This is a genomic window from Anabaena sp. PCC 7938, from assembly GCF_049315035.1.
GTDB classification, from domain to species: Bacteria; Cyanobacteriota; Cyanobacteriia; order Cyanobacteriales; family Nostocaceae; genus Anabaena; species Anabaena cylindrica.
The window spans coordinates 5,965,251-5,989,649 of sequence record NZ_CP186034.1 but is presented as its reverse complement, the minus strand read 5'-3'; the positions used below and the strand labels follow the sequence as shown (position 1 = coordinate 5,989,649).

Genomic DNA, 24,399 nt, shown 5'->3' with positions numbered 1-24,399 from the left:
TTTAGATGTATGAAAAATACTATTAATATTTTCAACAATAATAGAGTAACAATTTTGAATATCTAAATATATATACATGGAAAATGTAATTACCTATAACAATGATAAAGGACTCCTCGCTTATATTCAATTTCTAGCATCAAGAGCATTAAGAACCAAATATGATGGTACTGATCCAATCTTTAATTTTGAAGATGCACTTGATCAAACCGAAATAGCACATTTCACTGTAGATGAACTAAAAAAAATCCCTGAAGTTAACACCCTATTTACAGAACGCTGGTTACCTGCACCAATAAATTTAGATGAATTAAGTAAACTTCCAGAAGGAACTTTAGGATATGTTTATGCTAGGGAAATGAAAGCTAGAGGTTTTGATCCCAACTTCTATCAAACAGTTCCTGTTGTTGATGATATTTCCTATCTGAAAATGCTGTGGAGAACTACCCATGATATTTATCATGTAGTTGCAGGCTTTGATACTGATGTATTTGGAGAACTTGGTTTACAAGCTTTTGTTTTAGCTCAAACTGCTATTCCTATCAGCATTATGCTGGTGAGTTTTGGTATGGTTTTAATTAGTCTCTACCAACCGGATAAACTCAAACCTTTAATGACAGAAATATCCCGTGGCTACCGTTTAGGTTCTCATACTCCCAGCAAACTTATTGCTCAAAAGTGGGATCAGTTTTGGAATGTTCCAGTTATGGAAATTCGCACTCAATTAGGAATGAATTATATTTCTGAAAACTGAAAATCAGTAAATTATGAGTATTTACAGATCAGATATTATTGTGAAAATTTGTATTCTCTAGGACTTATGCATTGACAATATCTATCAAATATGGGTTATGAATTTTATCTCTTGTAGGGTGTGGTTCGGCAAGCTCACCAACCACGTCAGACCCGATAATTTAGTACATAACAGATTTTCTCTATCTGACACACTGCACTAATATGCGATTCCAAAAGCCTGAAACTAGGCTATTTCGTTCATATATATCATGTGAAGTTTGTACAGTGCGTGAGTTCTATTCTCTTCAAATACTTTCTTCTAAAACCTGACTTCTGTACTTAATTAGCTCAATACTATTATCACCATTCAGTCTTTTGAGCCGTTTCTTAAGTTTAATTTCTACAGAACTATTAATATCAGGAGTGGGATTTCTATTTAATACAATACGTGCATAAATTTTAAAATCTTGCATTTCCGTTATAAGTTTAGTTATAGATGAATCTATTTGTCCAATTGCTTTTTTTAAATCATGTCCTTTTAGCTCTATAAAAAATGCCAATTTATCTTCACAGGATAAAATTAGATAATCACATCTTTCCCCCGCTGTAATTAAGCAATCATCTACCTTAATTTTACAAATCTCTTTACCATTGTCATTGGTGACTCTATACTCTTGTTTATTCCTAAAATCTTTAACAACTATAGTTTTCCTAATATCACAAAATTCCTTACATTCACTTTTTCTAAAAAAATCGTTACACATACTCAGTCATCTAAATTAAACAAATCATTAAACTTGTCATTAATTATACTGGATGCGCTATCTATTTTTTCAGCTTGAATTAATTTCAGTTCTTCATCCATAATTGACTCATAGTAATTTTCAGATATAAAGTAAGCAGAAATCCGATCTGGATCAATCCAACTTTTATTACTAATAATAGTTTCCACTGCTTCTCTTTCATCACCAATTTTTTTTGTACCCACTTGGTGAGCATATAAAAGATTGTTGAAAGATGAGAGAATATAAGGACTATGAGTAGTAATAACTATTTGATTATTATTAATATTTGCTAATAAACCAATTAATTCTACAATATCACTTTGGGTTTCAGGATAAAGATGTGCTTCCGGTTCTTCAAAAACCATAAATACACTCGTTTCATCTAAAATATATCTAAATATCAGCAAAAGAATCCAAACTGATTCTTGTTGTCCTGAAGAAGCATATTGTAGTTTGACATATTTTTCATTATTAATATAAATTCTTTCTTTATCAAGATCTGCATTAAATCTATACTCACCTTTGAGGATTTTTTTCAATAAAGATAATAAATCTATTCCTAGATTCAAAGCAATATTTTTGTTTTGAATGAGAGTATTTAAGTCATCTGTAAAATAAGATTTTAATAAATTAATTCTCTCGACAAAAGATTGTGTAAAATAGTCTAAAATATTTGGATTATTGATATCTTGTAATTGCTCAGTTAATGTAGACATCAAACTTCTCCCAGCAGGAATAAATACAGAAGAGTGTGTTTCTTCAAAAATGTTATCAATGCGTGATTTAAAAATTTTTGACTGTAATCTCCTATCTGATTCTAGTTCTCGTAATTCTTCTAATGACTTAAATTTATTCTGTTGTTCTTTGAAGATTATTTTGTAATTTGAAATTTCTGTAATTAGAGAATCTAATTCTTTCTCAAGAATTGGACTAATTTCAATATTTTTATTATATATAGACCCAGAAATTTTTATATATTTTTCGTTTGAGTATTGATATTTTACACTAGATACTTCACTATCTGCTTTAATATCAAAATATGTGAGTAATATTATTGAGCTTATATTATTAATTAATAAGGACGAATTCTTTATAGAATTATCATCTATATACTTAAGTATTTGCTCTTTTAAAGATTTAAATATAAAAATTATCTTGCTAATTGTACTTTTCCCGCTGGCTTGGGGACCAATTAATAGCATTACATCTGTGACATCGGCCTCAAATTTTTTCACGGGGCCAAAATTTTCTATAGATATTCTTTGCATAATTCTGATGTTCCGATTTAGATTCAAAAAATAAATCACTATTAACAGTGTAGCAAAATATCTGTTGTATGTGTTTATTCGGTTATTCGTGTTACTAACATTTGTACTCAATTAGGAATGAATTATATTTCTGAAAACTGAAAATTAGTTAATTGTTAGTTAGAACTTGTATGGATAAAATGTAGTAAGAGGGATTAGTGATTACAAGCAAATCCATATTTTGTTTATTCTGTCAATTCGTAAATTCTACTAAAATATAAATTTTTTATCTGTAATGTAAAGATTTATATAGTATAATGAAAATAAACTATAATATGTTTAGCATCCAATAAAAAAAGATAAGAAGGAATCACTTCATGCCCTATACAAACGAAGAAGGCGGACTGATAAACAATTTTGCTCGTGAACCTAAGGTTTATGAAGCAGAACCTCCTACACCCACTCAACAGCGCAACTATATTGTTTTAGGAATTGCTGCTGCACTTTTGGTTGGTGGTGTGATTTTTGTCGCCTTCTCTGTTTCTAACGTTGGTTAATCTCAAAATATTTTAATAAAATTTAACGTTTCAGAAAATCAGGTTCTAATCTTAGGAGGAGCCTGATTTTCTAATTTTTTGCTAAAATTAAAAATAATACTTAAGTATAATTAGACACTTATTAACCTGTCAAGCTGGGAAAAGTCGATTTATCCTGAACAGAAAAACATTTACTTGAAAATCAGAATATGAGATTTTTCCGTTATGTTTATTTGACTGACTTGAGAATGTATACTGTATTTCGGCTGTTTTAGCCACTATGAGCGTGAATGAAACTTTACCTACAGATATTTTTGCTTGGAATCGGCAAGTATATCAACGCCTAAAATTTGCCCTGAGTATTGGTTTACGACGGCAGATATTTTTTGCTGTGTGTGATGACTTACACTTAAGAAATCAAGTAGCTACTCGGTTACATTCTACCTTGGCTTATCCCGTGGGGCAGGTGCTATATCAGCCGACGGAAACAAGGGGAATCAGTACTCCAGCTTATCCAAGGCTAGTTACATTGCGGTTGAATTTAAATGATCCTAACCCCATAGCGCAGATAAATCAATGGTTGGGTAATTATCCTCCACCGATTGTGGGAGAATCAAAAGACACACCTGGTCGTCCCTTACCAATACCCGCATTTCAGATTGTCGGAGTGGAACTGCTCACTAAACAATCAGTAGCGGTACAACGTTTATTTTTACATTATCTCCGATTAAGTGAACAATATTTTTCTACCCAAGAATCCAGTCCGTTTTTAGAATCTAGTCTGCTGTTTTGGGTTCCGCGTCCTTGGTTATCTGCTATTCAGCAATCAGCACCCAAGTTTTGGCATGGTCGAACTGGTGTATTTATCTTTGCTGGAGAACCGACACCAACAATAGATAATCGCAATTATACAGAAAATTTCTCTAGTTTGAGAAGTGTAGATCTAGGAAATCTTGAGAAATCAATTATTGATGAATCAATCGCTTCAGAAGAAGTGTCAGAAAGTCTTATTCAAGAGTTTAAGTTTACTGAAGATGATGATTTTTTGGCAGAAAAAGCTAAGAATACAGAATATACGTTAAATGGAATATCAACAGAAAAGTTTGATATTCCCAAACTCTCTTCTTTCTTGCATATTAGTGATGAGTTAATATCGTTAGTTAAAGAAACACTGAATACGGATATTCCTGAAGATGCCGATGAAAATTTACAACCGCAGCAACTTCTCTGGGAAATTGAAAAATTACAAATCCAGCAAGCTGCTGGGCAAGAAATAGCGGTAGCTTATCATAATTTAGGAAATTTATATCGTCTTCGCATTGAGCAAGGAAAGTCAAGTCTAGAAAATTTAATGGTGGCAATTATTGCCTATCAGGAAGCAGTCAGTTATGACGACAATTCACCACAACTCCCAGATACTTTAAATGATTTGGGTACGTTGTATTGGATGCTGCACCGCACACCTGGTAATAGTGAGGAAGGAAAAACTTATATAGAACAGGGAATAGAGTTTTATCAGTTGGCAATAAAACTAATTACACCTGATAGCCAACCGGATATTTATGCTCGTGTGCAGAATAATTTAGCTACAGCTTACGGTGATTTAGCGCGATTTTCTAACCCTGTGGAAAATTGGCAACAAGCGGTTACAGCTTATGGTGAAGCACTTCTCTACCGAACAGAGGAAATTGATCCTATTAAATATGCTGCTTGTCAGAATAATTTGGGGACTGCTTACTGGCATTTGGGACAACATAGTCAACCGGTGGAACATCTTCAAAAAGCGATCGCAGCTTATAATCTAGCACTTGTATATTATAAACCCAGTGATGAGCCGCTCAAGTATGGCATGATTCAAAATAATATCGGCACTGCTTATTGGAATTTATCTCAATATGAACAACCATTGGATAACTTACAATTAGCAGTTGATTTTTACCGTGAAGCCCTTAAATATCGTACTCCTGCTAATGTTCCTAATGCCTGTGCGGCTACTCGCAATAATCTTGGTACTGCCTATTGGCATATAGCAAATCTACCACAAGTAACTAAAGACATTCGCCAAAGTTTTTTGAAATTATGCGTCAAAACTTATGAAGAAACTCTGAGTATATCAGATTCTGTAGATCGTAAAAATTTAAGTTTTGATTTATTGGCAACACAAAATAATTTGGGACTTGCTTATTATCAATTAGTTACAGATCCGTCTTTCAATGGTGACAAAAAAATACTTTCTCAGCATTTAGAAGCATCTTTAGAAAATCATGTCCAAGCACTAAATGCCTTGAATCAAAATACGGAAGCTTATCAAACGACTTTTACCCATATAGTGAAAATAATTCGCACTTTTCATGATCAATTAGGTATTCAAGGACAAAATCTGGCTTTATCTAAGGTTCCGGGTAATTTAATTCCTGAAATTTTACCTAAGTTATAAAAGAACTGATACTCTTTTAGAACCAACAGAATATGGATTAAATGAACCGCGAAGAAGCGAAGGACGCGAAGGAAGAAAGAAGAAGGAAGATAGGTAATCTTATTCTGGGAAGTCCCCAAGTTGATTGGTAGTTATTGGCTAAAGGTGTCACAATCGGTAAAATTACCGCAAGGGGTTTTCAAAGGCTGAAAAAGTCTTCTGTTCCCTGTTCCCTGTTTAATCACTACCCCAGACCTATGAAAGAAACTATCCTAGAGGTTCGCAATCTACAAGTTGAATTTTCCGGTGATGGCAGTAAAGTTAAGGCTGTCAATGGTATCAGCTTTGATTTGCATCGAGGTGAGACTCTAGGAATAGTGGGAGAGTCTGGAAGTGGTAAATCAGTTACGGCTTTGGCTGTGATGGGTTTGTTGCAGTATCCCGGTAGGGTTGGTGGGGGAGAAATCTGGTTTCGTCCCCAGGAAAATGCCCAATCTCTGGATTTATTGGCTTTATCGGTTAAGGAGATGCAGCTGTACCGGGGTGGTGACATTGCAATGATTTTTCAAGAACCGATGAGTTCACTCAATCCGGTTTATGATATTGGGTTTCAGATGACAGAAGCAATTATGCGTCATCAAAATGTGAGTGCAGCTGAGGCTAAGAGAATTGCGATCGCAGGTCTGCAAGAAGTTAAACTTTTACCTAGTGATGAAACAATCCAGCAGCAGTGTCTTGATAATCAGTCATCTCCACCCGATAGCTTCCAATTAGCGCAGCTGGTGAAAGAACAAAAAGCAGCGATGCTGGAACGCTATCCCCATCAGTTATCTGGTGGTCAACTGCAACGGGTCATGATTGCCATAGCAATTTCTTGTAACCCATCATTGTTAATTGCTGATGAACCAACTACAGCCTTAGATGTGACGGTACAGGCGACAATTCTGGAATTGCTGCAAGAATTACAAAAAAGTCGTAATATGGCGATGATTTTTATCAGCCATGACTTGGGGTTGATTTCGGAAATCACTGACCAAGTAGCGGTGATGTATAAAGGTAAAATTGTCGAATCTGGTGAGGCAGAACAAATTTTTACTAATCCCCAACATCCTTATACAAAGGGGCTTGTAGCCTGTCGTCCTTCCCTGAACCATCGTCCCCAAAAACTGCTGACTGTTTCTGACTATATGAGTGCAAAGGAGGATGAATTTGGACAGGTGGTCATTTATCCCCAAGAACCAGCACAACCACCAGATATCAGCAGCGAAGAGATTAATGTCAGATTAGCTAATTTGTGCGCCCAAGAACCTCTTTTACAAATTCGCAACCTGAATGTTGGCTTCCCAGTCCGGGGGGTACTTGGGAGAACGAAACCTTACAATATGGCTGTGAATGCTGTTTCTTTTGATGTTTATCCAGGCGAAACTCTGGGATTGGTGGGAGAATCTGGTTGTGGTAAAACTACTTTGGGTAGAAGTTTGCTGAGATTAATCGAACCGATGAGCGGTAAAATTATTTTTGATGGACAAAATATAATTACCCTCAAAGGACAACCGTTGCAAAAATTGCGCCGGGAAATGCAAATAGTTTTCCAAAACCCGTTTAGTTCTCTTAACCCCCGGATGAAGATTGGTGAAGCGGTGATGGAACCGTTGTTGATTCATTCTGTGGGTAAGTCTCAGTCACAGCGACGAGAAAGGGCTGTGGAACTGTTAGAACGGGTCGGATTGGGTGCAGATGATATGAAACGCTATCCCCATCAGTTTTCTGGTGGTCAACGTCAACGGGTTTGTATTGCCCGATCTTTGGCTTTAAATCCTAAGTTTATTATCTGTGATGAGTCGGTTTCGGCTTTGGATGTGTCGGTACAAGCCCAGGTATTAAATTTGTTAAAAGAATTACAGCATGATTTTAACTTGACGTATATTTTTATTTCCCATGATTTAAGTGTGGTGAAATTTATGAGCGATCGCATTTTGGTGATGAACCAAGGGAAAATAGTTGAAGAAGGTACAGCAGAAAGTCTCTACCGCGAACCAAAAGAAGAATACACACAGAAGTTAATTGCAGCAATTCCTACAGGTAGTCCAGAGAGAATGAGAAAGAGGTAGAAGTCAGGAGTCAGGAGTCAGGAGTCAGGAGTCAGGATGTAGAAAGAAGAAGGAGTCAGAAGTTAGAAAGAAGAAGGAGTCAGAAGTTAGAAAGAAGAAGATTAGAGAAGGAGTTAGGAGGTAGAATTTTTGAGAATAGCTTTTGCATAACTATCTAATAATCTACTAACTTCTTGCAATCTCAACATTACTTCTGAAGTGTTACCATATCCCAAATCATTTGTGAGAATAAGATAGTATCGACATTCTTCGACAGAAGCCTGTGCTATATTCATAAATCTTACTTTATCTAAATCTCCCTTTTTCTTAAATCCTTCCGCTATATTTGCAGGAATAGAAATTGATGCGCGTCTAAATTGAGAGGTAAGTCCATATATTTCTGACTTGGGAAAATTCGCAGTTAATTGATATACTCCTAACACAAACTGATGTGCTTTTTGCCAAACTATTAAATCTTCAAATGTTCTCGCAGGTTGCATTTATTCTGACTCCTGACTTCTTCTTCCTTCTTCTTTCTACCTCCTGACTCCTGACTCCTGACTCCTGACTCCTGACTCCTGATCATTTATAAAGATAAGCCCTAATATATTGATGATTGCGAATAATTTCCGCAGATTGTTCAGCTGCACTAGCGAAGTTTTGACTATAAACACCATGACCATCTATTCCATCTAAAGTTATCCAAGCATAAGCTATTTGATAAAGTTCGCTTTTGCCTAATAAATGTTCAAACAGAGGTTGTTTGTCAGGTAGAGTTTTTCTATTTAGCAGATTAGTTTTATCAGCGAGAATTACCACTTTTTCATCATAAAATTTCTGAGCTACTTCAATTTGCATATCTGGATTTCCTAAAATTTTTTCATCAGAAATATTAGGGTCAAATCTATCTCTAGAAATTTGGAAAGCACCATAAAACTTACTGTTTGGTCGGTGTTCTTGCCAATTACCACCACTAGATTCTGTAGCTGATATAGCAATTAAAAAGATAGCAACTTCTTGACGAAGAGTACCTCGCTTGACTTTTTCAAGAATTTGTTTAGCGAAATCAATTTTAATCGTACCATCAATAATTACACCAGCTTTTTGAGCTTTTTTAGCAGGGATAAATTGAGATAAATTCTGATCAGAATTAAAGTTTATTTTTTTGGATAAGTTTTCTTCACTATTTCTATAAGCAACAGGAACTAGTTTTTCATCTACTCGATTTTTTACACTAATTGCCACCACAAAAGCTAGGAATATGCAAACTAGTAAACTAAATTTTTGTGTGAAAATAAAATGAATTTTATCACCCTGAAGGTTGAACCAGTTGTTTTTATAAAATAGTATTTTTGTTAATTTCCAAGTTCTTTTAGACTGCGCTGGTTTAGCGTCCTTTAACATTCCTCTTCCTGCTAATTTTTTCAACAGACATTGTATATCTTCGATATTAACCTTGTATTTAGCAGCGATGGTTTTTGGTGGTAGTTTACCTAGCTGTAAAAGTAGATCTTTTTGATCAGGGCTAATTTGAAGATAGGCTAAACTATGCGGGTGTTCCATACGCAAAAGCCAATAACCATTTGGGTTCCATATCCACTGCACTGCGGATTTAAGTAGAGGCCAACGGTTAGGTTTTGGGGAATATTCTCGCAGTACATAAGCTTTTTTATTCTCTGTTTTGTGAATTCCCAAAACTCCCAAAGCCAGCAATTTCTCTAATAGCTTGATCACAAAATCAGAATCAATTTCTTTCCCAAATTGCTGTTGACACTTTTCCTGTACCTGTTTGACTGTTAATTTTCCATTCAACAGCTTGAGAGCGTAACCTTCCGTTAATGAAAATGGAAACCTCTGTCTCGTTTTAATTCCTTGTAAAAGTATTGGTGAAAAACCGCTTACCCCTTGCTCAGATTCAGGTACAGAGATTATTTTCCAGTGAGATACCAGATTTGGACACACTAAACTCTGATCCTTACGTGTATTAACAGGTGATAGTTTCACTGGGTTCATGTGCTAAAAAGATATCAAGGTTCTGCTGTACCCACATCAATTTAGTGAATAAGGGTTGTTGTCATATTATACCAGTAGATACGACTCTAATTTTTTTCTGCTATCCTTAATTTAGCGGAGCGCGATCGCACATTTTGAGCAATCTCTTCTTCACCAGCAATAATTGGTTTTTTTGTCAATACCTTTAACATGGGCGAATTTCTTAACCCATGCTTGACTAACCTATCTTCCAAGCTGTGAAAGCTAATCATCACAATTCTGCCACCGGGAACTAAAGCTAATGGTGCTTTATCTATTAAAGTTTCCAGCACCTTTAACTCATCATTGACAGCAATTCGCAAAGCTTGAAAAACGCGGGTAGCGGGGTGGATTCTACCATGACGGTATTTAGGAGGGACAGAATATGCGATCGCATCTGCCAATTCTGTAGTAGTCTGAAATGGGCGTTTCTCCACAATTCTTCTGGCAATACGTCGTGAAAGTCTTTCCTCACCATATTGAAAGAATATATCTGCTAATTCCTTTTCATCCCACTCATTAATTACATCAGCAGCAGTAAGAGACTGTTCTTGATTCATTCGCATATCTAAATTTGCCGCATTGCGAAAACTAAAACCCCGTTCTGGCTGATCTAAATGATAAGAACTCACACCCAAATCTGCTAAAATCCCATCATAAGTATTTGCGGGAAATGCGTAATTTGCAAAGTTGCTATGAATAAATTTGACTCTATCTCCAAACTCAGCTAAATTAGCTTTTGCAGCATTTAAAGCATCTAAATCTTGATCAACAGCAGTTACTTTTACATCTTCAGCCGCTTCTAAAATTAACCGACTGTGGCCACCACCACCAACAGTTAAATCTAAATAATGTCCACCAGGCTGGATATTTAAACCTGTAATCACTTCTTGACTCAGAACAGGAATATGGGAAAATGTAATTTCTTCTGAATCTATTGGGGTTTGTAAATCTGATTCCATCATTTATTTATTAATAATATAGCCTTTCCCACTCTAATTAGATACAAAATTACCTCTCCCCAACCCTCCTCTTGGTAAGGGGAGGGTGCGCGACAGCGCGGGTGGGGTGTATTTCATGAGCTTGGGAATTGCTATATAAATTAAGCATTGTTTATTTTTCTTGACATGGATCATCTATAGGTGGATGCCAACCGGCTGTTAACCAAAGTTGGCGAGAACTTATAATAAACCCATCATCATGATTTTGATCATTAAAATCAAAACGATTACAAGTTGCACGACCTATAGGAGTTGTTCCAATAATATTTAACCCATTTTTTGTCCATATAAAATGATCTGACCAATTTTGATTTCTAGGATTAAATAGTGGAACTTCTGTTTGTGTTTCTGTATCAATCCCATTTCTAAAATTATATCGCCTTTGATTACAACGATGACAAGCTAAAGCTAAATTATTGAGGTCATCTGATCCCCCTAAAGATTGGGGAATTATATGATCAATGGTAAATGGTGTCGCATTTGAACGTTCTGGTGAGTGACAATATTCACACAAGTATTTTGCCCTTTTGCGGACGTTTAAACGAACAGAATTATTAATAACCACAATTAAGAAGCGAGTTTAGCGTTGATAAAACTGAATATTTTTTCTAATTCCAATAAACCAGCTAATTCTGCTTGTTCATCTGGATTCAGTAAATTTTCTTTATTCTTTTCTAAGAGTTCCTCTAAACGAATCTGTAACTCTTCAGTAAAAGAAAAAGGACGAAATTGATCAGAAAGATTAAGGTTTATTCCATTTGGTAACCAAGATGATGGTTGTTTCATTAATTCTTTCATAGATATGTCATCCCTCTTTCATGTTCTTACTCTGCGTAGCCGCGAATTATATTCGCTATGACTTTTTGATAGATAATCTCATTCTAACGGAAAACCGCCATATTTTTCAATAACTTTATCAATATCTTCCATAGTTTTTATAGTCTCCGATATTATAGAAATAATGTTTTGATAATGAGTAAGATCCTCAAAAGTTAATTTTCTACTTTTCCTATCTTTCAGCCATTTTTGACAAACTTGATAACCACCTATATAAAAATTCCATATTTGTGGAGGAACTTGATCAAAGTATTGTTCAGAATTTATCCAAACTTGCTGATTAGGTTCATTATATTTAACTTGTTCTACAATATTAGAACCAGCAATAGGATAAGTAGAAATTTCTAATCCTGTTTTTTTCATTAAATGACATTTAAATAATTTATCTCCTTTCTCATCAAAAATAAATTCTAAATATAAATAAAACTATGTTGCGGTGTTCTGGTCAGGAATCATGGAAGGATAAAAACAAAAACATAAAGATGTTGCTTATTTCAATACTGCAAAAGGGTGGTGGAGTCCGAAATTTGTAAATTTAAAGATTGAAAAATAAAACTCATAAATCTGGGTATAAAAAAATTAATTAAATAATTAATTGAGAAAATTTAATTGTATTGGGTCTTCACAATTATTTGCTATTTTGTCTTGTTTTGTAAGTTTTAAAATACATTTTAATATCTTTCCCTTGTGTTTGGCAGAAGCAGTGATTGTTGGGACTTTATAAAGTTTCATTTTCGGATCTATTAATTCAAATATCCCTGCAAAACATAACCAAGTAAGCAATCTAGGAGGATCATCATTTTTATTTTCTTTACTCCTATCTGCTGCAACTTCACTATATATTTGTTTAAAAGTGTTCATATTAAAAAAATCTGTATTTCTAATACGTTCATTTTGCAATATTTTTTCTACAATTAAATGTCGTTGAAAATAACTTGATAGGTAGTCTGCTATTTGATAATCATCTAAATTTGATTGATTATGACTATGAAATTCCTCTGGAAATATAATTTGATCATTTTGTGAATTATGTACATAAAAAATATTCTGAATATCTATCCAAAAATTATCAGATGTTAGTTCTTTATATGTTATTTCATCAACTAAAAAATTGATAACTTCTATTTTAGTCCTAAATTTATTAATATTTCTCATAGCATATAAAGAACCATTTACATTCATGCGTGGGATATACTTTGTAGATATTTCAGGTAATGTTCCATGTAAATAATATTCTTTTCTTATCTCAGGAATAGTATATTTTCTGTTTGAACAAGTTAAAAACCTTTTGGTTTCTAATTTATGTAGTTCTTCCGCATAACATTCTTCTAAAGATGTTATATTCTCATCTCTAGCTATTTTATTGAGTATGAATTTTTCACGACTACTTAATTTATTGAATTCTTCTTCAAAATTATTTTTAATTAGTTCCTTTAGTGTTTTATGAACAATAGTAGATACGACACCAGGGTTATTATAAATAATGCTACAAACTTGTCTGAGCAAGTATGGGGAAAATGCAAAATTGTCCTTTAACCATCTTGTTACATCAGAGGGAATTGTTTGATTTTTATCTTTAATTAAAAGCTGAGAAAATTTATTTAAGTATTCATCTAATTCTGAGTTGTTAAATTCTTTTATTTCTTTAAATACTTTTTTTCTTATGGATTTTATTAATTCATTCCATTCATCTCTAATACTTTCAGTTAAAGGTATACCAGTTCTGCAAGAAAATCCTAAGATAAAATTTTCTTCTAAAGAATCTATTTCAATTACTATTGACTCAAATGCTTTATATATATCTAGTAAATCATTCTTGGAAAATAGATAATCAAATTGATCAAAACACAAAATAATAATTTTATTATTTTGTCTCAGATAATCTATAATAGTTGTAATAGATTTATTTCCATAAAACAAGGATCTTTCTCTATTGATATAAATCTTATAATGGTGTAAAGATATAAAATTTTGCTCAATAGATTCTTGAATAGCTTTTCTAATAGCACTACGAACAATAAAAGCTTCTTGAGAATGCTTACATAATAATCTAGTATCAACTTGATAGAAAAAAATATTCTCCTTACTTTGTGATTCTTGTTCTAATTTAAGGATGAGAGATGACTTTCCATACCCTGATTTTCCTTCAATAGTAAAAATTCTTTTATCAGTCTTTTTCTCTTGAACCTCATTAATAAAATTCCAAAATTCTTTTTTAATATCTTCTCTACCAATAAAATCTTCAGGATGACAAGCACTATCACTTTCAAAACTTTCAGCTACAGGTATATGAGGGATAGGTATTTCGTCATTTATGTTTTGATCATTAAATTCATTAATATTATGGGTTCCATTGTCAATTAAACAACCTACCCATACTTTATTCTGATGTAACAAAGATTTTAATGAGTCTATATTAAATTCCTCATTTTTTGCGGAGAACATTAAGAAACGATAAGATTCACCTTTTTGATTAAGTTCTTCAACTGCCCAATATAGTTTTTTCTCTTCAGTTGCTAATAATGTTATATTTTCTACGTGTCCTGTACACTTATCTTTATAGTAAGGAATAGAAAGATTCTGAGATTTCATTAAAAATCTAGGTAATTCTTCACAACTGACAATATTAATTTTTTCGTTAGGACGTTTTTTGTTATGATTATTAATATAATTATTCGCTTCTTCATTAATAGGAATATTTGTTAATAAATAAACATAAGAAATTTCTTCTTCTTCCACAAATCGAGAAGTTAAATCTTTTATATCATGTTTATCAATAATTGTTTTATTTAAAAAATCAATATACCTAAGTAACCCTCTATCTTTTTGATCATTTTCAACAAAAATATCTGTATATTCGTTATAAGCAATATCAAGGTTATTTTTATAATTAATAAATTTTAGTTTATAGTTATCCAGAATAAACGATAAAAACCATTTAATTAGTTCCTGCTTTTTTTGAGGATCATAATAGGGAATTATTGGGCGAAAACTTATTGTTAGATCATTTTTATTCTCTTGAAATGCTTTCACTGATAAATGATTAAATATTTCATACCATTTATCTAATAATTCTGAGCGGTTAAATTCAAATACTGGTTTATCATCATCAGTATTTTTTGTTTCGTATATTGCAAATTGATTACCATTACACACAGCAAAAAATTCAACCTTTATATTTTTATGATCAGCATAACTGTGAACTTGATGTATATTTTTTAAACTAGATACAGATTCATTTGGATGTTTAGCATCTAATACCCATTTTTTTTTACCATTCACTGATAACATATAATCTATACGTTTAGGCGTTGGTTTTTTTGTTGTTCCCTTGTGAACATAAGGATACTTTAATGGATATTCTAGTTTAATGTCATTATCTTGATATTCTAATAACTTTAATAAAGGCATTAAAAACTTTTCTCTTACACTTTGCTCATTATCTAAACTTAAATTTTGGAGTTCAATTAATTTTTTTTCTGTTTGTGGATTTAAGCCTGATTTTTCCATAAGTATTCTATTCTCCAACATATAGTTGTAGTTGTAAGTTGGGTTAAGGTAACGAACCGCAACGTTTATTCCATAATATCTTCTATAATTCCTTGAATAGTAACTATATAAATATCCTCTTGATCAGATTTAGAATAAACTGTTAATAAAATTAAGTTGGCACTTGTGAGCAATGCTAAACCCCTACCCATGTATTTGTCTCATTATTAAAGTGAAATTGTATGAGCTATAGAATTTAACTTGGCTAATTATAAATTAAATCTATCTAGCTACCAGTAAAAAATCAGCAAAATCACGAACCAATTGATGTAACTAGAGTTCAGTCAATACCACTTATCCAATATTTTTTCCACTCCTACCCCCTCAGACACATGGAAAAAAATTCTGGAGTCTCAATCCCATGAATCGCCAGATCCCTATAATAATCTAAGAAGTGCAACACAATAAATCATCAAGTACGAAGTCCGACCCTGCTATCCTCTCCAACATAACCCTGTAGGGACAACACAGAAATTATCTCTACAAGCTGAATTTTGGTAGATATTACAAATTTTGTCTGGTTAGCATCTTGGCGGTTTAATTCACATCCATAACGGGAGAACAGCAAATCTATGAGTAGAATCGAAACCCGCACTGAACCAATGGTGCTAAATATGGGGCCTCATCATCCCTCAATGCACGGAGTTCTGCGGCTAATTATGACACTGGATGGTGAGGATGTCGTTGACTGTGAACCAGTCATTGGCTACCTGCACAGGGGAATGGAGAAAATTGCCGAAAACCGCTCAAACATCATGTATGTCCCCTACGTCAGCCGTTGGGACTATGCTGCGGGGATGTTCAACGAAGCGGTTACAGTGAACGCACCGGAAAAATTAGCAGGTGTCGCAGTTCCCAAACGCGCCAGCTACATTCGCGTGATTATGCTGGAACTAAACCGCATTGCTAACCACTTGCTATGGTTTGGCCCCTTCCTAGCTGACGTTGGCGCACAAACTCCCTTCTTCTATCAATTCCGGGAACGGGAGATGATTTATGATTTGTGGGAAGCTGCCACAGGTTATCGCATGGTAAACAACAACTACTTCCGCGTTGGTGGTGTAGCTGCTGATTTACCCTATGGTTGGGTAGATAAGTGTTTAGATTTCTGCGAGTATTTCATCCCCAAAGTTGATGAGTACGAACGTCTAGTTACCAATAACCCCATCTTCCGCCGACGTATTGAAGGTATTGGCACAATTACCCGCGAAGAAGCAATTAATTGGGGACTTTCTGGCCCCATGTTACGTGCTTCTGGGGTGAAGTGGGATTTGCGAAAAGTAGACCACTATGAATGTTACGATGATTTCGATTGGGATGTACAGTGGGAAACAACCGGTGATTGTCTCGCCCGTTACATGGTGCGGATGCGAGAAATGCGCGAATCGGTAAAAATCATTAAACAAGCTATTCAAGGTTTACCCGGTGGACCCTACGAAAACCTAGAAGCTAAACGCTTAATGGCCGGGAAAAAATCTGAGTGGGATGCTTTTGATTATCAATTCATTGGTAAAAAAGTTTCACCTTCCTTTAAAATTCCCACAGGTGAAATCTATGCCCGTGTAGAAAGTGGAAAAGGTGAACTGGGAATTTATTTAGTGGGTGATAATAATGTTTTCCCCTGGCGGTGGAAAATTCGCCCAGCAGACTTCAATAACTTGCAAATTCTTCCTCATTTATTGCGTGGGATGAAGGTTGCTGATATTGTGGTCATTCTCGGTAGTATTGACGTAATCATGGGATCTGTAGATAGATAACTGATACCTACGGTCAGCGGCACTAATTGGTGATTATGTAGGGACGTACCCATGTACGTTCCTATGCAGCTAATAACAAAACATAATAGCTATAAATGCTTTAATTAAAGCCTGCTGTTCGCGGAACGTGCCTAACGGCACATAAATCTAAAACTCAGATATATCAAGAGTTTGAAGCTTAAAAAGGTGAATCAAGTGTAAGGAATAAGCGTTAAAACTACCAAAAACCTATCACTTGACAAGATTCAAGACTATTCTTCTCTTCTGATTCTTCCTCCTGACTCCTGACTCCTAGCCCTAACCCAAAGACTTTTATGGCTTACTGTTTTCATAAGTTTCTCCAGTTAATTTTTTTTGGGAAAATAGACAACTCGTGCATCTAAACCCCGCGACTTCAACACATGAGACAAGCACTCTGCCTTTTCTCTATATGAAGATCCGCCAGCGTATATATAAGCACCTAGCTTATGCTGTGCGATAAATGCGTCAGCAACATAGCTTCTGACACTGTTTAACAACTTATATGAGTTGCCAGGAACAATAACCACGTATGGATGTTCTGGTATTTTTCCAATGACAATAACTTCTTTCTTGCGAAAACTATTGAGAGAGTTGCTAACCTCAGGCAGGCTTTTAGCAATGCAAGAGGGTGGCTGAGACCAAGCCTGGCACGATAAAGTTTCCCATAAAACAGTTGTGACTATTCCTGTAATCAGATACCTATTCACGTACTCACCAAATAGTTATAGATGTTTAGATAACTAAAAAAATGTTGAATCCACGGAGGTTTTGAACCCGTTTTAATCGAGTAGAAATTACTGTATTTATAGTAAGCAGCTTTATTTTTTTACCACAATTTTAGTGATCAATGTAAAATTATCGGAATTTAGTGCTATGGAGACAGGAGACAGCTATGCTGGAGGCGGAAAGGAAGAGCTAGATTTTTATCCGTTTTGGTATATAGCGATTTCCATTTAAGTAGGACTTACGCAAAAAACCCTCAAACTCTTATTTCTCCGTGTTCTCTGTGTCCTCTGCGGTATGCCTACGGCACGCTACGCGAACGATATTCCGTAACTCGTGCGTAAGTCCTATTATAGCAATTCCCAATCTTATGAAATACACCCCACCCGCGCTGTCGCGCACTCTCCCTTTACCCTACGGTGTACACACATCTCTAGACAGGATGCTAAACGTGATCCGATCCCCCTAAATCCCCCTTTTTAAGGGGGACTTTGAAGAATTTTATCTCGTTCCCATGCTCTGCATGGGAATGCTGCTCATTGAGGCTCTGCCTCCAATCTGGCATTGAGTCAGAGACTCAAAGAATGCATTCCCAGTCGGAGACTGGGAACGAGGAAAGTCTTATCAAGCTAGGTTTTTAGGACTTGTGTGTACACCGTAGCCCTTTACCAAGGGGAGGGTTGGGGAGGGGTAATTTTGTATCTAACTAGAGTGGGAAAGGCTATAAGTAAGGTACAAGCAGTAATAATTAAACGCAAATGGACGCAGATGAACACAGATATTTTTGTACTTCATTAGACTAGAAAATGCTATATGCAGTTGATGATATTTACCTAATTAAATTAGTTTTGATGAAATTAATCTATTAATCCAATAACCGAATAAATCATTGTTAATTGGTGCCGTCCACGTAGATTTAACTGCTCTATTTTTTGGGCATGAAAATGCTTTTTGATGAGATGGAATGTTGTTTCACTGATTAAGATGTTTTGAGGATTATACCAGTCTGTATTTTTGTTGAGTTGTTCCAATCGAGATGCAATATTGACAGCATCTCCCAATACGGAATAATTTAATCTTTGAGATCCACCAACGCTGCCAGCAACTATCAGACCTGTATGAATGCCAATACCGATGCTAATAACAGGCTTGCCTAGCCGTTCTAATTCCTGATTTAATAGTACTAATCTTTTCTGCATAGATATGGCGGCAGAGACAGCATCAATGGCATCTTGTTGAATTTCTTCTGAGCAGGTGTGGGGAAAGGGAATGCCAAAAACAGCCATTACGGCATCACCAATAAATTTATCGACTACTCCATGATGCTCTTGAATGCACTCAGCCATTGCACCCAGGTATAAGTTTAACCAGTCGAGCAACTCGCGTGGTTTCATATCCTCAGAAATTGAGGTAAAACCCCGAATGTCGGTAAATAAAACCGTTGCTACCATTTCTTTAGCTTCTAATTGACCATTTTGAAAAATATCTGCCCGGTTTTGCCAAATTAATGTTGCTGTTTCCTGGGAAACATGACGTGCAAATAAACTCATCAATTGTTGTTTTTCTTTTTGTTCTTGCCATTGCACAGTTAAGGCAGCTAAGAAGATTGTGCTAATGGGAGCAGCGATTGGCAACCAGAGGTTGGAGATAGTGAGAGCTAAAACTGATAGATTGAACCAGGCAAAAGGCAGCAGGGCTATAACAAGAGCGCGTTTAGGAAATGTTAAAGGGGCTAGTATCAGAGTAGAACCGAGGCCAAATCCGAATAATAATAAGAGTTCAAATTGCCTGGGCAATCTTTGCAGTAGTCGGTTGTTAAGTAGATTATCAATCAAGGCAGCGTGTAGGTAGACACCAGATGTTGGTGGTATTTGATCGAAGGGGGTTTTTAAGGAATCGTTGGCTCCGGTGGCGGTTAATCCGACTAAAATAATTTTGTTTTTGAGTTTGGCTGTATCTACTTTTTTCTGGATGACATCAGCAAAGGAATAGGTAAGGATTCCTTGATCTTGCTGAGTTTGTCCTAACCAGTTAATCAAAACTGATTGTGTTGTTACTCCCAATTGCATGGGTGGTAAGGCAATTTGTGGCTTTGTAGGCTTGGTGGTGTCTGCTGTAAAGGTCTGTTGCAAGCTATTGTTGTATCCTTGTAACAACATGATGCCGAGGGAGGGAACTTGATTGATGTAGAGGGAGTATTTACGTGTGACTCCATCCAAATCGACATTGTTGACAATGTGGCCTTTGCTGGTGACGCGATCTAAAATTGGCACTGGACGCAAGGTCTGTTTGTGTAAATTGGGGGCGATTGCTAAGACAACCTGACCATTTATTGCCATTGCTTCGGCTAGTGCGGCATCGTGACTGGTAGGATCTGTAAATAGAATATCAAAGCCGATAACGGCTGGAGGAGAGGCTTCTAGGGTTTCTAACAATTGAGTATAGCGATCGCGCGATAATGGAAACTGCCCATACTGGCGTAATGTCGCATCATCAATCCCAATCACGGCAATCCGTGAATCCCAACTCGGATGAGGTAAATAGTTGCGTGTGCGAAACAATAAATTAAATCCTAGTAACTCTAAACTAGTCCAAGTCCCTACTTGCCATAATCCAATTGAGACAAGAGCAGTCAATATATAAGGATTCAGTAAATATTTTTTATTTAAAGAATGTCGTAGGTATTTCCGAACATCTCGCATAAAATTAGCTATCTTCTTCCTTCTTCCTTCCTTCTTTCTTATCTTCTCGTCCTTTGCGTTTTTGCGATACCCTGCGGAAAGTCTCTCCGCATCTACATTTAATCGGTATTCTTCTGATAGCACAGAAGTAGACCGACTAAAACCTAAAATAACTTATTATTCCTACCCAAATAAGACGCTGTGAATCTACGCCAATTAATTCCAATTTTTGATAGTTCCGTTGCCACTTGGGCAATAGAGGCACGGTTATTGCGCTGGTTAACGATGATTTGGTTGTTTTGCGGCTTAATCGTCCTATTTTCAGCATCCTATCCCGTAGCTGATGAACGACATGGTGACGGGATGTACTATTTTAAGCGTCAAATCATTTGGGTATTAGTTTCATTAATAATCTTCAACATTATTGTTAATCTCCCCTTACGGAAAGTTCTGGGGGTATCTCATTGGTTTTTGTTGCTGTTTTTAGGGTTAATTTTCGTCACCCTAATTCCTGGATTAGGAAAAAAGGCATTTGACGCAGCCAGGTGGATAGCAGTGGGGCCAATTCCCATCCAACCATCAGAATTGATTAAACCCTTTTTAGTTCTGCAAAGTGCTAGGCTTTTCGGTCAGTGGGAAAGATTAAGCTGGGGGGTTCGACTCTCTTGGTTAGGTGTCTTCTGTCTTGTACTGTTAGGAATCCTTGCCCAACCTAACTTAAGTACAACAGCACTGTGCGGAATGACTATTTGGTTAATTGCTTTAGCTGCTGGAATACCATCCAAATACTTGGGAGGAACAGCCCTTGGTGGGGTGGTATTAGCATTATTGAGTATTAGCATCAAAGAATATCAACGTAGACGAGTGATGTCTTTTCTCAATCCCTGGGCTGATGCTACAGGAGATGGTTATCAATTAGTACAGAGTTTATTAGCAGTAGGTTCGGGTAAAACTTGGGGAGTTGGATTTGGACTTTCTCAACAAAAGCTGTTTTATTTACCAATTCAAGATACTGATTTTATATTTGCAATATTTGCTGAGGAATTTGGCTTTATTGGTAGTATGTTGCTGTTATTACTTTTAGCTGTATTCGCTACTTTGGGACTAATTGTAGCATTCAAGGCCAAAAATACTATTCATCGGTTAGTGGCAATTGGCATCACGGTGGTTTTGATTGGACAGTCATTACTGCATATTGGTGTGGCTACAGGTGCGCTGCCAACTACCGGTTTGCCTTTGCCTATGTTTAGTTATGGTGGTAATTCGATGATTGCCAGTTTGGTAGCTGCTGCGTTGCTGATTAGAGTAGCCAGAGAGAGTAGTGAGGCGGAGGTCGTGCCTTTGCGGACAACGCAGCCCGATAATGGACGTAAAAGACGGATATTTTAGATTAAGTCTAAAGTTTTTATAAAAAAAACAGTAAAAGCGCAACAAGATGGGATACATGAAGACAGATATCAAATCATGCGATTGCGCTTTTGCAAAACTCAATTAATGTCATGCCTACAATTCCCACAATTAATAGAATGACATCTGCTCAAGTCCCCAGACTCGATCATTGCAGTCAACAAACCCTACTTACATACTTTGAGGATTCTTGGGAAATTGAAGAAAAACTTCTGCAAAGTTTAGTTGATCCCCAAAGTTTCTATCTGAATCCTGACCCTTTAAGAAATTGTCTCATTTTTTATCTCGGTCACTCTGCTGTTTTTTATATCAATAAGTTAATTCAGGTTGGTTTAATAGCAGATCGCATTCATCCACAATATGAAACCCTGTTTGAAATTGGAGTTGATCCTGAAACTCCAACAGAATTAGATGCAGCTATAAAAGGGATTTGCTGGCCTGATGTGGAAAAAGTTTGGCAATATCGAGACAAAGCTAGAGAAGAAATTACAAAGGTAATCCAAACCACTCCCATACATCTGCCGATTCATCAACAGCATCCTCTCTGGGCTTTATTAATGGGGATAGAACACAGCCGCATTCACTTTGAAACCTCTTCTATGCTGCTGCGTCAATTGCCGCTTGATAGCCTGAAATGCCCCCCTGGATGGAATTATGCACTTGCTAATAGTGATATTATTCCTAACAATGAAATGCGGGAAATTCCTGAGGGTGTGGTGCAATTGGGCAAACCTGATCATGATTTAACTTACGGTTGGGATAGTGAATATGGACATCTGGAAGTAGAGGTAAAACCATTTTTAGCTAGTCAATATCTGGTGACAAACAGGGAATTTTTAGAGTTTGTGCAAGCGGGTGGCTACAATAATCGAGATTGCTGGAACGCTGAATCTTGGCAATGGCAGCAACTTTATCAAGTCCAACACCCTAAATTTTGGCTACCTACATCAGATGGCTATCGCTATCGAGCTACATTCGATGAAATGGACTTACCCCTTGACTGGCCGGTGGAAGTTAACCACTATGAAGCGATCGCATTTTGTCGCTGGAAAGGCTCAAACATACGCTTGATGAGCGAAGCAGAATGGAATCAAGCCTTGCTAATATCTGAAGGTAACTGCTTATCAACTCATTGTAATCTCAATTTACAATTTATTTCCCCCAATCCGGTGGGAATGTTCACACCAGCCAACAGTGCATCTGGTCTTTTTGATTTACGAGGAAATGTCTGGGAATGGTTAGAAAACACATTTTACCCCCTACCAGGATTTAAAACTCATCCCCTTTATGAAGACCAATCTGCACCATTTTTTGATGGTAAACATCAGATGATGCTCGGTGGTTCTTGGGCTACTAATGGTTCAATGGCATTACCATCCTATCGGAATTGGTTTCGTCCTTATTTTTATCAGCACGTTGGTTTTAGAATTGCTCAGAATGTTGTTTAATTTAGATTTTTTTTCACGCAGAGTCGCAGAGAGAATTAAATAGTCAGGTCTGTTTTACATGGTTGTTGTTCAAACAAAAAATATCAGGAATTAAAAAATGCTAATTAAACCTTTGACAATTCTTGATGATCACTATCAAGATTTAAACAATGATGGTGCAGATGTTATTCAAGGATTAACTCAAGTTTCTAAAAGTTTACCCGCTAAATATTTTTATGACGATTATGGTTCTGAGCTATTTGAAAAAATCTGCGATTTACCTGAATATTATCCAACTCGCACAGAAGCATGGATTTTAAATCAATATGCTGACGAAATCGCTCAAATTACAGGTTGTTGTGAATTAATAGAATTAGGTAGTGGTAGTTCTACTAAAACTCGTCTTTTATTAGATGCTTATCAAAAAATTGCCGGTTCCTGTACATATTTACCTATTGATGTCAGTGGGGGAATTCTTAAAAATAGCGTTTTACAATTACAACAAAAATATCCTGATTTTACAATTCATGGATTATTAGGAACTTATGAACAAGCTTTAGTTCATCTGGAATCTAATTATTTGCAATCACGGATGCTCTTTTTTCTAGGAAGTTCTATAGGTAATTTTAGTTCACAAGAATCTGATGATTTTTTAAGCCAAGTTGCCCAAACCCTAAACTCTGGGGACTATTTTTTGCTGGGTATGGATTTACAAAAACCCAAGGATATATTAGAAGCAGCTTATAACGATAGTCAAGAAGTTACTGCTGCTTTTAATTTGAATATGCTTTCTCATCTGAATTGGCGTTTTCAAGGTGATTTTGACATTAATTTGTTTAAACATCAAGCGATTTATAATCAGGTAGATAATCAAATTGAAATGTATCTCCATTGCCAAGAAAGTCATTCTGTATCCCTAGACATTCTCAATTTAAAGGTTTCTTTTCAAGCTGGAGAAAGCATCCTTACAGAAATTTCTCGCAAGTTTGATTTAACAAATATGCAAAAACAACTCGAAATCCAAGGACTGAAAACTGTGAAAATATGGACAGATGAAAAACAGTGGTTTGGATTGATTCTTTGCCAAGTTGAATGAATTAATTAATGAGAATTTTTTAACGTTGAAATTAACACTTAAAAGAGGCAATTACTAATA

The 24,399-nt window shown here is 35.7% G+C and carries 20 protein-coding genes; 8 read left to right on the top strand and 12 right to left on the bottom strand.

All coding sequences use genetic code 11. The annotated features are described in order from the left end of the window. The first annotated feature begins 76 nt into the window (after positions 1 to 76). Positions 77 to 754, top strand: a complete 678-nt coding sequence (locus ACOWPH_RS26690) for a Coq4 family protein (RefSeq protein WP_015213135.1) — start codon at positions 77 to 79, stop codon at positions 752 to 754. Positions 755 to 1,040: 286 nt separating this feature from the next. Here the strand turns inward: ACOWPH_RS26690 and ACOWPH_RS26685 are convergent, their stop codons facing one another. Together ACOWPH_RS26685 and ACOWPH_RS26680 are read right to left on the bottom strand one after the other, a co-directional pair. Then, positions 1,041 to 1,499 carry a hypothetical protein gene (locus ACOWPH_RS26685; RefSeq protein ID WP_015213134.1) on the bottom strand — a complete coding sequence of 153 codons (459 nt, stop codon included), beginning with the start codon at positions 1,497 to 1,499 and terminating at the stop codon, positions 1,041 to 1,043. A 2-nt stretch (positions 1,500 to 1,501) separates the two neighbouring features. Continuing rightward, a complete protein-coding gene (locus tag ACOWPH_RS26680) occupies positions 1,502 to 2,788 on the bottom strand; it encodes an AAA family ATPase (protein ID WP_015213133.1) in 1,287 nt (428 codons plus the stop codon). A gap of 356 nt (positions 2,789 to 3,144) precedes the next feature. Between ACOWPH_RS26680 and psb34 the strand changes: the two genes are divergently transcribed. The 3 genes from psb34 to ACOWPH_RS26665 all read left to right on the top strand — a co-directional run bounded on the left by psb34 (position 3,145) and on the right by ACOWPH_RS26665 (position 7,830). Beyond that, positions 3,145 to 3,324: a photosystem II assembly protein Psb34 gene (psb34, locus tag ACOWPH_RS26675; protein ID WP_015213132.1), complete on the top strand. Its 180-nt coding sequence runs from the start codon at positions 3,145 to 3,147 to the stop codon at positions 3,322 to 3,324. A gap of 259 nt (positions 3,325 to 3,583) precedes the next feature. Continuing rightward, positions 3,584 to 5,740, top strand: coding sequence for a tetratricopeptide repeat protein (locus ACOWPH_RS26670; RefSeq protein WP_015213131.1), 2,157 nt, complete (start codon positions 3,584 to 3,586; stop codon positions 5,738 to 5,740). A gap of 236 nt (positions 5,741 to 5,976) precedes the next feature. Then, a complete protein-coding gene (locus tag ACOWPH_RS26665) occupies positions 5,977 to 7,830 on the top strand; it encodes an ABC transporter ATP-binding protein (protein WP_015213130.1) in 1,854 nt (617 codons plus the stop codon). A gap of 113 nt (positions 7,831 to 7,943) precedes the next feature. Here ACOWPH_RS26665 and ACOWPH_RS26660 read toward each other — a convergent pair whose 3' ends face one another. The 8 genes from ACOWPH_RS26660 to ACOWPH_RS26625 form a co-directional block, all read right to left on the bottom strand. Next, complete coding sequence (locus ACOWPH_RS26660) at positions 7,944 to 8,309, bottom strand: four helix bundle protein (protein ID WP_015213129.1); 366 nt, start codon at positions 8,307 to 8,309, stop codon at positions 7,944 to 7,946. An 82-nt stretch (positions 8,310 to 8,391) separates the two neighbouring features. Beyond that, entirely contained in the window at positions 8,392 to 9,813 is a 1,422-nt protein-coding gene (locus ACOWPH_RS26655) for a hypothetical protein (RefSeq protein ID WP_150110990.1), read from the bottom strand. 95 nt (positions 9,814 to 9,908) lie between these two features. Next, positions 9,909 to 10,802, bottom strand: coding sequence for a 16S rRNA (cytosine(1402)-N(4))-methyltransferase RsmH (gene rsmH / locus ACOWPH_RS26650; protein WP_042464593.1), 894 nt, complete (start codon positions 10,800 to 10,802; stop codon positions 9,909 to 9,911). A 151-nt stretch (positions 10,803 to 10,953) separates the two neighbouring features. Further along, positions 10,954 to 11,406, bottom strand: coding sequence for an HNH endonuclease (locus ACOWPH_RS26645; RefSeq protein WP_015213126.1), 453 nt, complete (start codon positions 11,404 to 11,406; stop codon positions 10,954 to 10,956). Positions 11,407 to 11,408: 2 nt separating this feature from the next. Beyond that, complete coding sequence (locus ACOWPH_RS26640; RefSeq protein ID WP_015213125.1) at positions 11,409 to 11,639, bottom strand: hypothetical protein; 231 nt, start codon at positions 11,637 to 11,639, stop codon at positions 11,409 to 11,411. Positions 11,640 to 11,717: 78 nt separating this feature from the next. Then, positions 11,718 to 12,083 (bottom strand): type ISP restriction/modification enzyme, encoded by a 366-nt coding sequence (locus tag ACOWPH_RS26635; protein WP_280514230.1) that lies wholly within the window; start codon positions 12,081 to 12,083, stop codon positions 11,718 to 11,720. A 186-nt stretch (positions 12,084 to 12,269) separates the two neighbouring features. Then, a complete protein-coding gene (locus ACOWPH_RS26630; RefSeq protein ID WP_190645412.1) occupies positions 12,270 to 15,188 on the bottom strand; it encodes a type I restriction enzyme HsdR N-terminal domain-containing protein in 2,919 nt (972 codons plus the stop codon). A 65-nt stretch (positions 15,189 to 15,253) separates the two neighbouring features. Further along, a complete protein-coding gene (locus tag ACOWPH_RS26625) occupies positions 15,254 to 15,379 on the bottom strand; it encodes a hypothetical protein (protein WP_015213123.1) in 126 nt (41 codons plus the stop codon). Positions 15,380 to 15,799: 420 nt separating this feature from the next. On the opposite strand from ACOWPH_RS26625, the gene ACOWPH_RS26620 reads away from it, so the two are divergent. Beyond that, positions 15,800 to 16,984 (top strand): NAD(P)H-quinone oxidoreductase subunit H, encoded by a 1,185-nt coding sequence (locus ACOWPH_RS26620; protein WP_015213122.1) that lies wholly within the window; start codon positions 15,800 to 15,802, stop codon positions 16,982 to 16,984. 344 nt (positions 16,985 to 17,328) lie between these two features. Here ACOWPH_RS26620 and ACOWPH_RS26615 read toward each other — a convergent pair whose 3' ends face one another. Together ACOWPH_RS26615 and ACOWPH_RS26610 are read right to left on the bottom strand one after the other, a co-directional pair. Next, positions 17,329 to 17,712, bottom strand: coding sequence for a hypothetical protein (locus tag ACOWPH_RS26615; protein WP_015213121.1), 384 nt, complete (start codon positions 17,710 to 17,712; stop codon positions 17,329 to 17,331). A gap of 873 nt (positions 17,713 to 18,585) precedes the next feature. Next, complete coding sequence (locus tag ACOWPH_RS26610; protein WP_015213120.1) at positions 18,586 to 20,430, bottom strand: CHASE2 domain-containing protein; 1,845 nt, start codon at positions 20,428 to 20,430, stop codon at positions 18,586 to 18,588. Between the two features lie 180 nt (positions 20,431 to 20,610). Between ACOWPH_RS26610 and ACOWPH_RS26605 the strand changes: the two genes are divergently transcribed. From ACOWPH_RS26605 to egtD, 3 genes are all read left to right on the top strand, one after another. Next, entirely contained in the window at positions 20,611 to 21,798 is a 1,188-nt protein-coding gene (locus tag ACOWPH_RS26605; RefSeq protein WP_015213119.1) for an FtsW/RodA/SpoVE family cell cycle protein, read from the top strand. Positions 21,799 to 21,908: 110 nt separating this feature from the next. Beyond that, on the top strand, positions 21,909 to 23,264 hold the full coding sequence (gene ovoA / locus ACOWPH_RS26600; RefSeq protein WP_015213118.1) for a 5-histidylcysteine sulfoxide synthase: 1,356 nt from the start codon (positions 21,909 to 21,911) through the stop codon (positions 23,262 to 23,264). A 97-nt stretch (positions 23,265 to 23,361) separates the two neighbouring features. Continuing rightward, a complete protein-coding gene (gene egtD / locus ACOWPH_RS26595; RefSeq protein ID WP_015213117.1) occupies positions 23,362 to 24,339 on the top strand; it encodes an L-histidine N(alpha)-methyltransferase in 978 nt (325 codons plus the stop codon). The last annotated feature ends 60 nt before the right edge of the window (positions 24,340 to 24,399 follow it).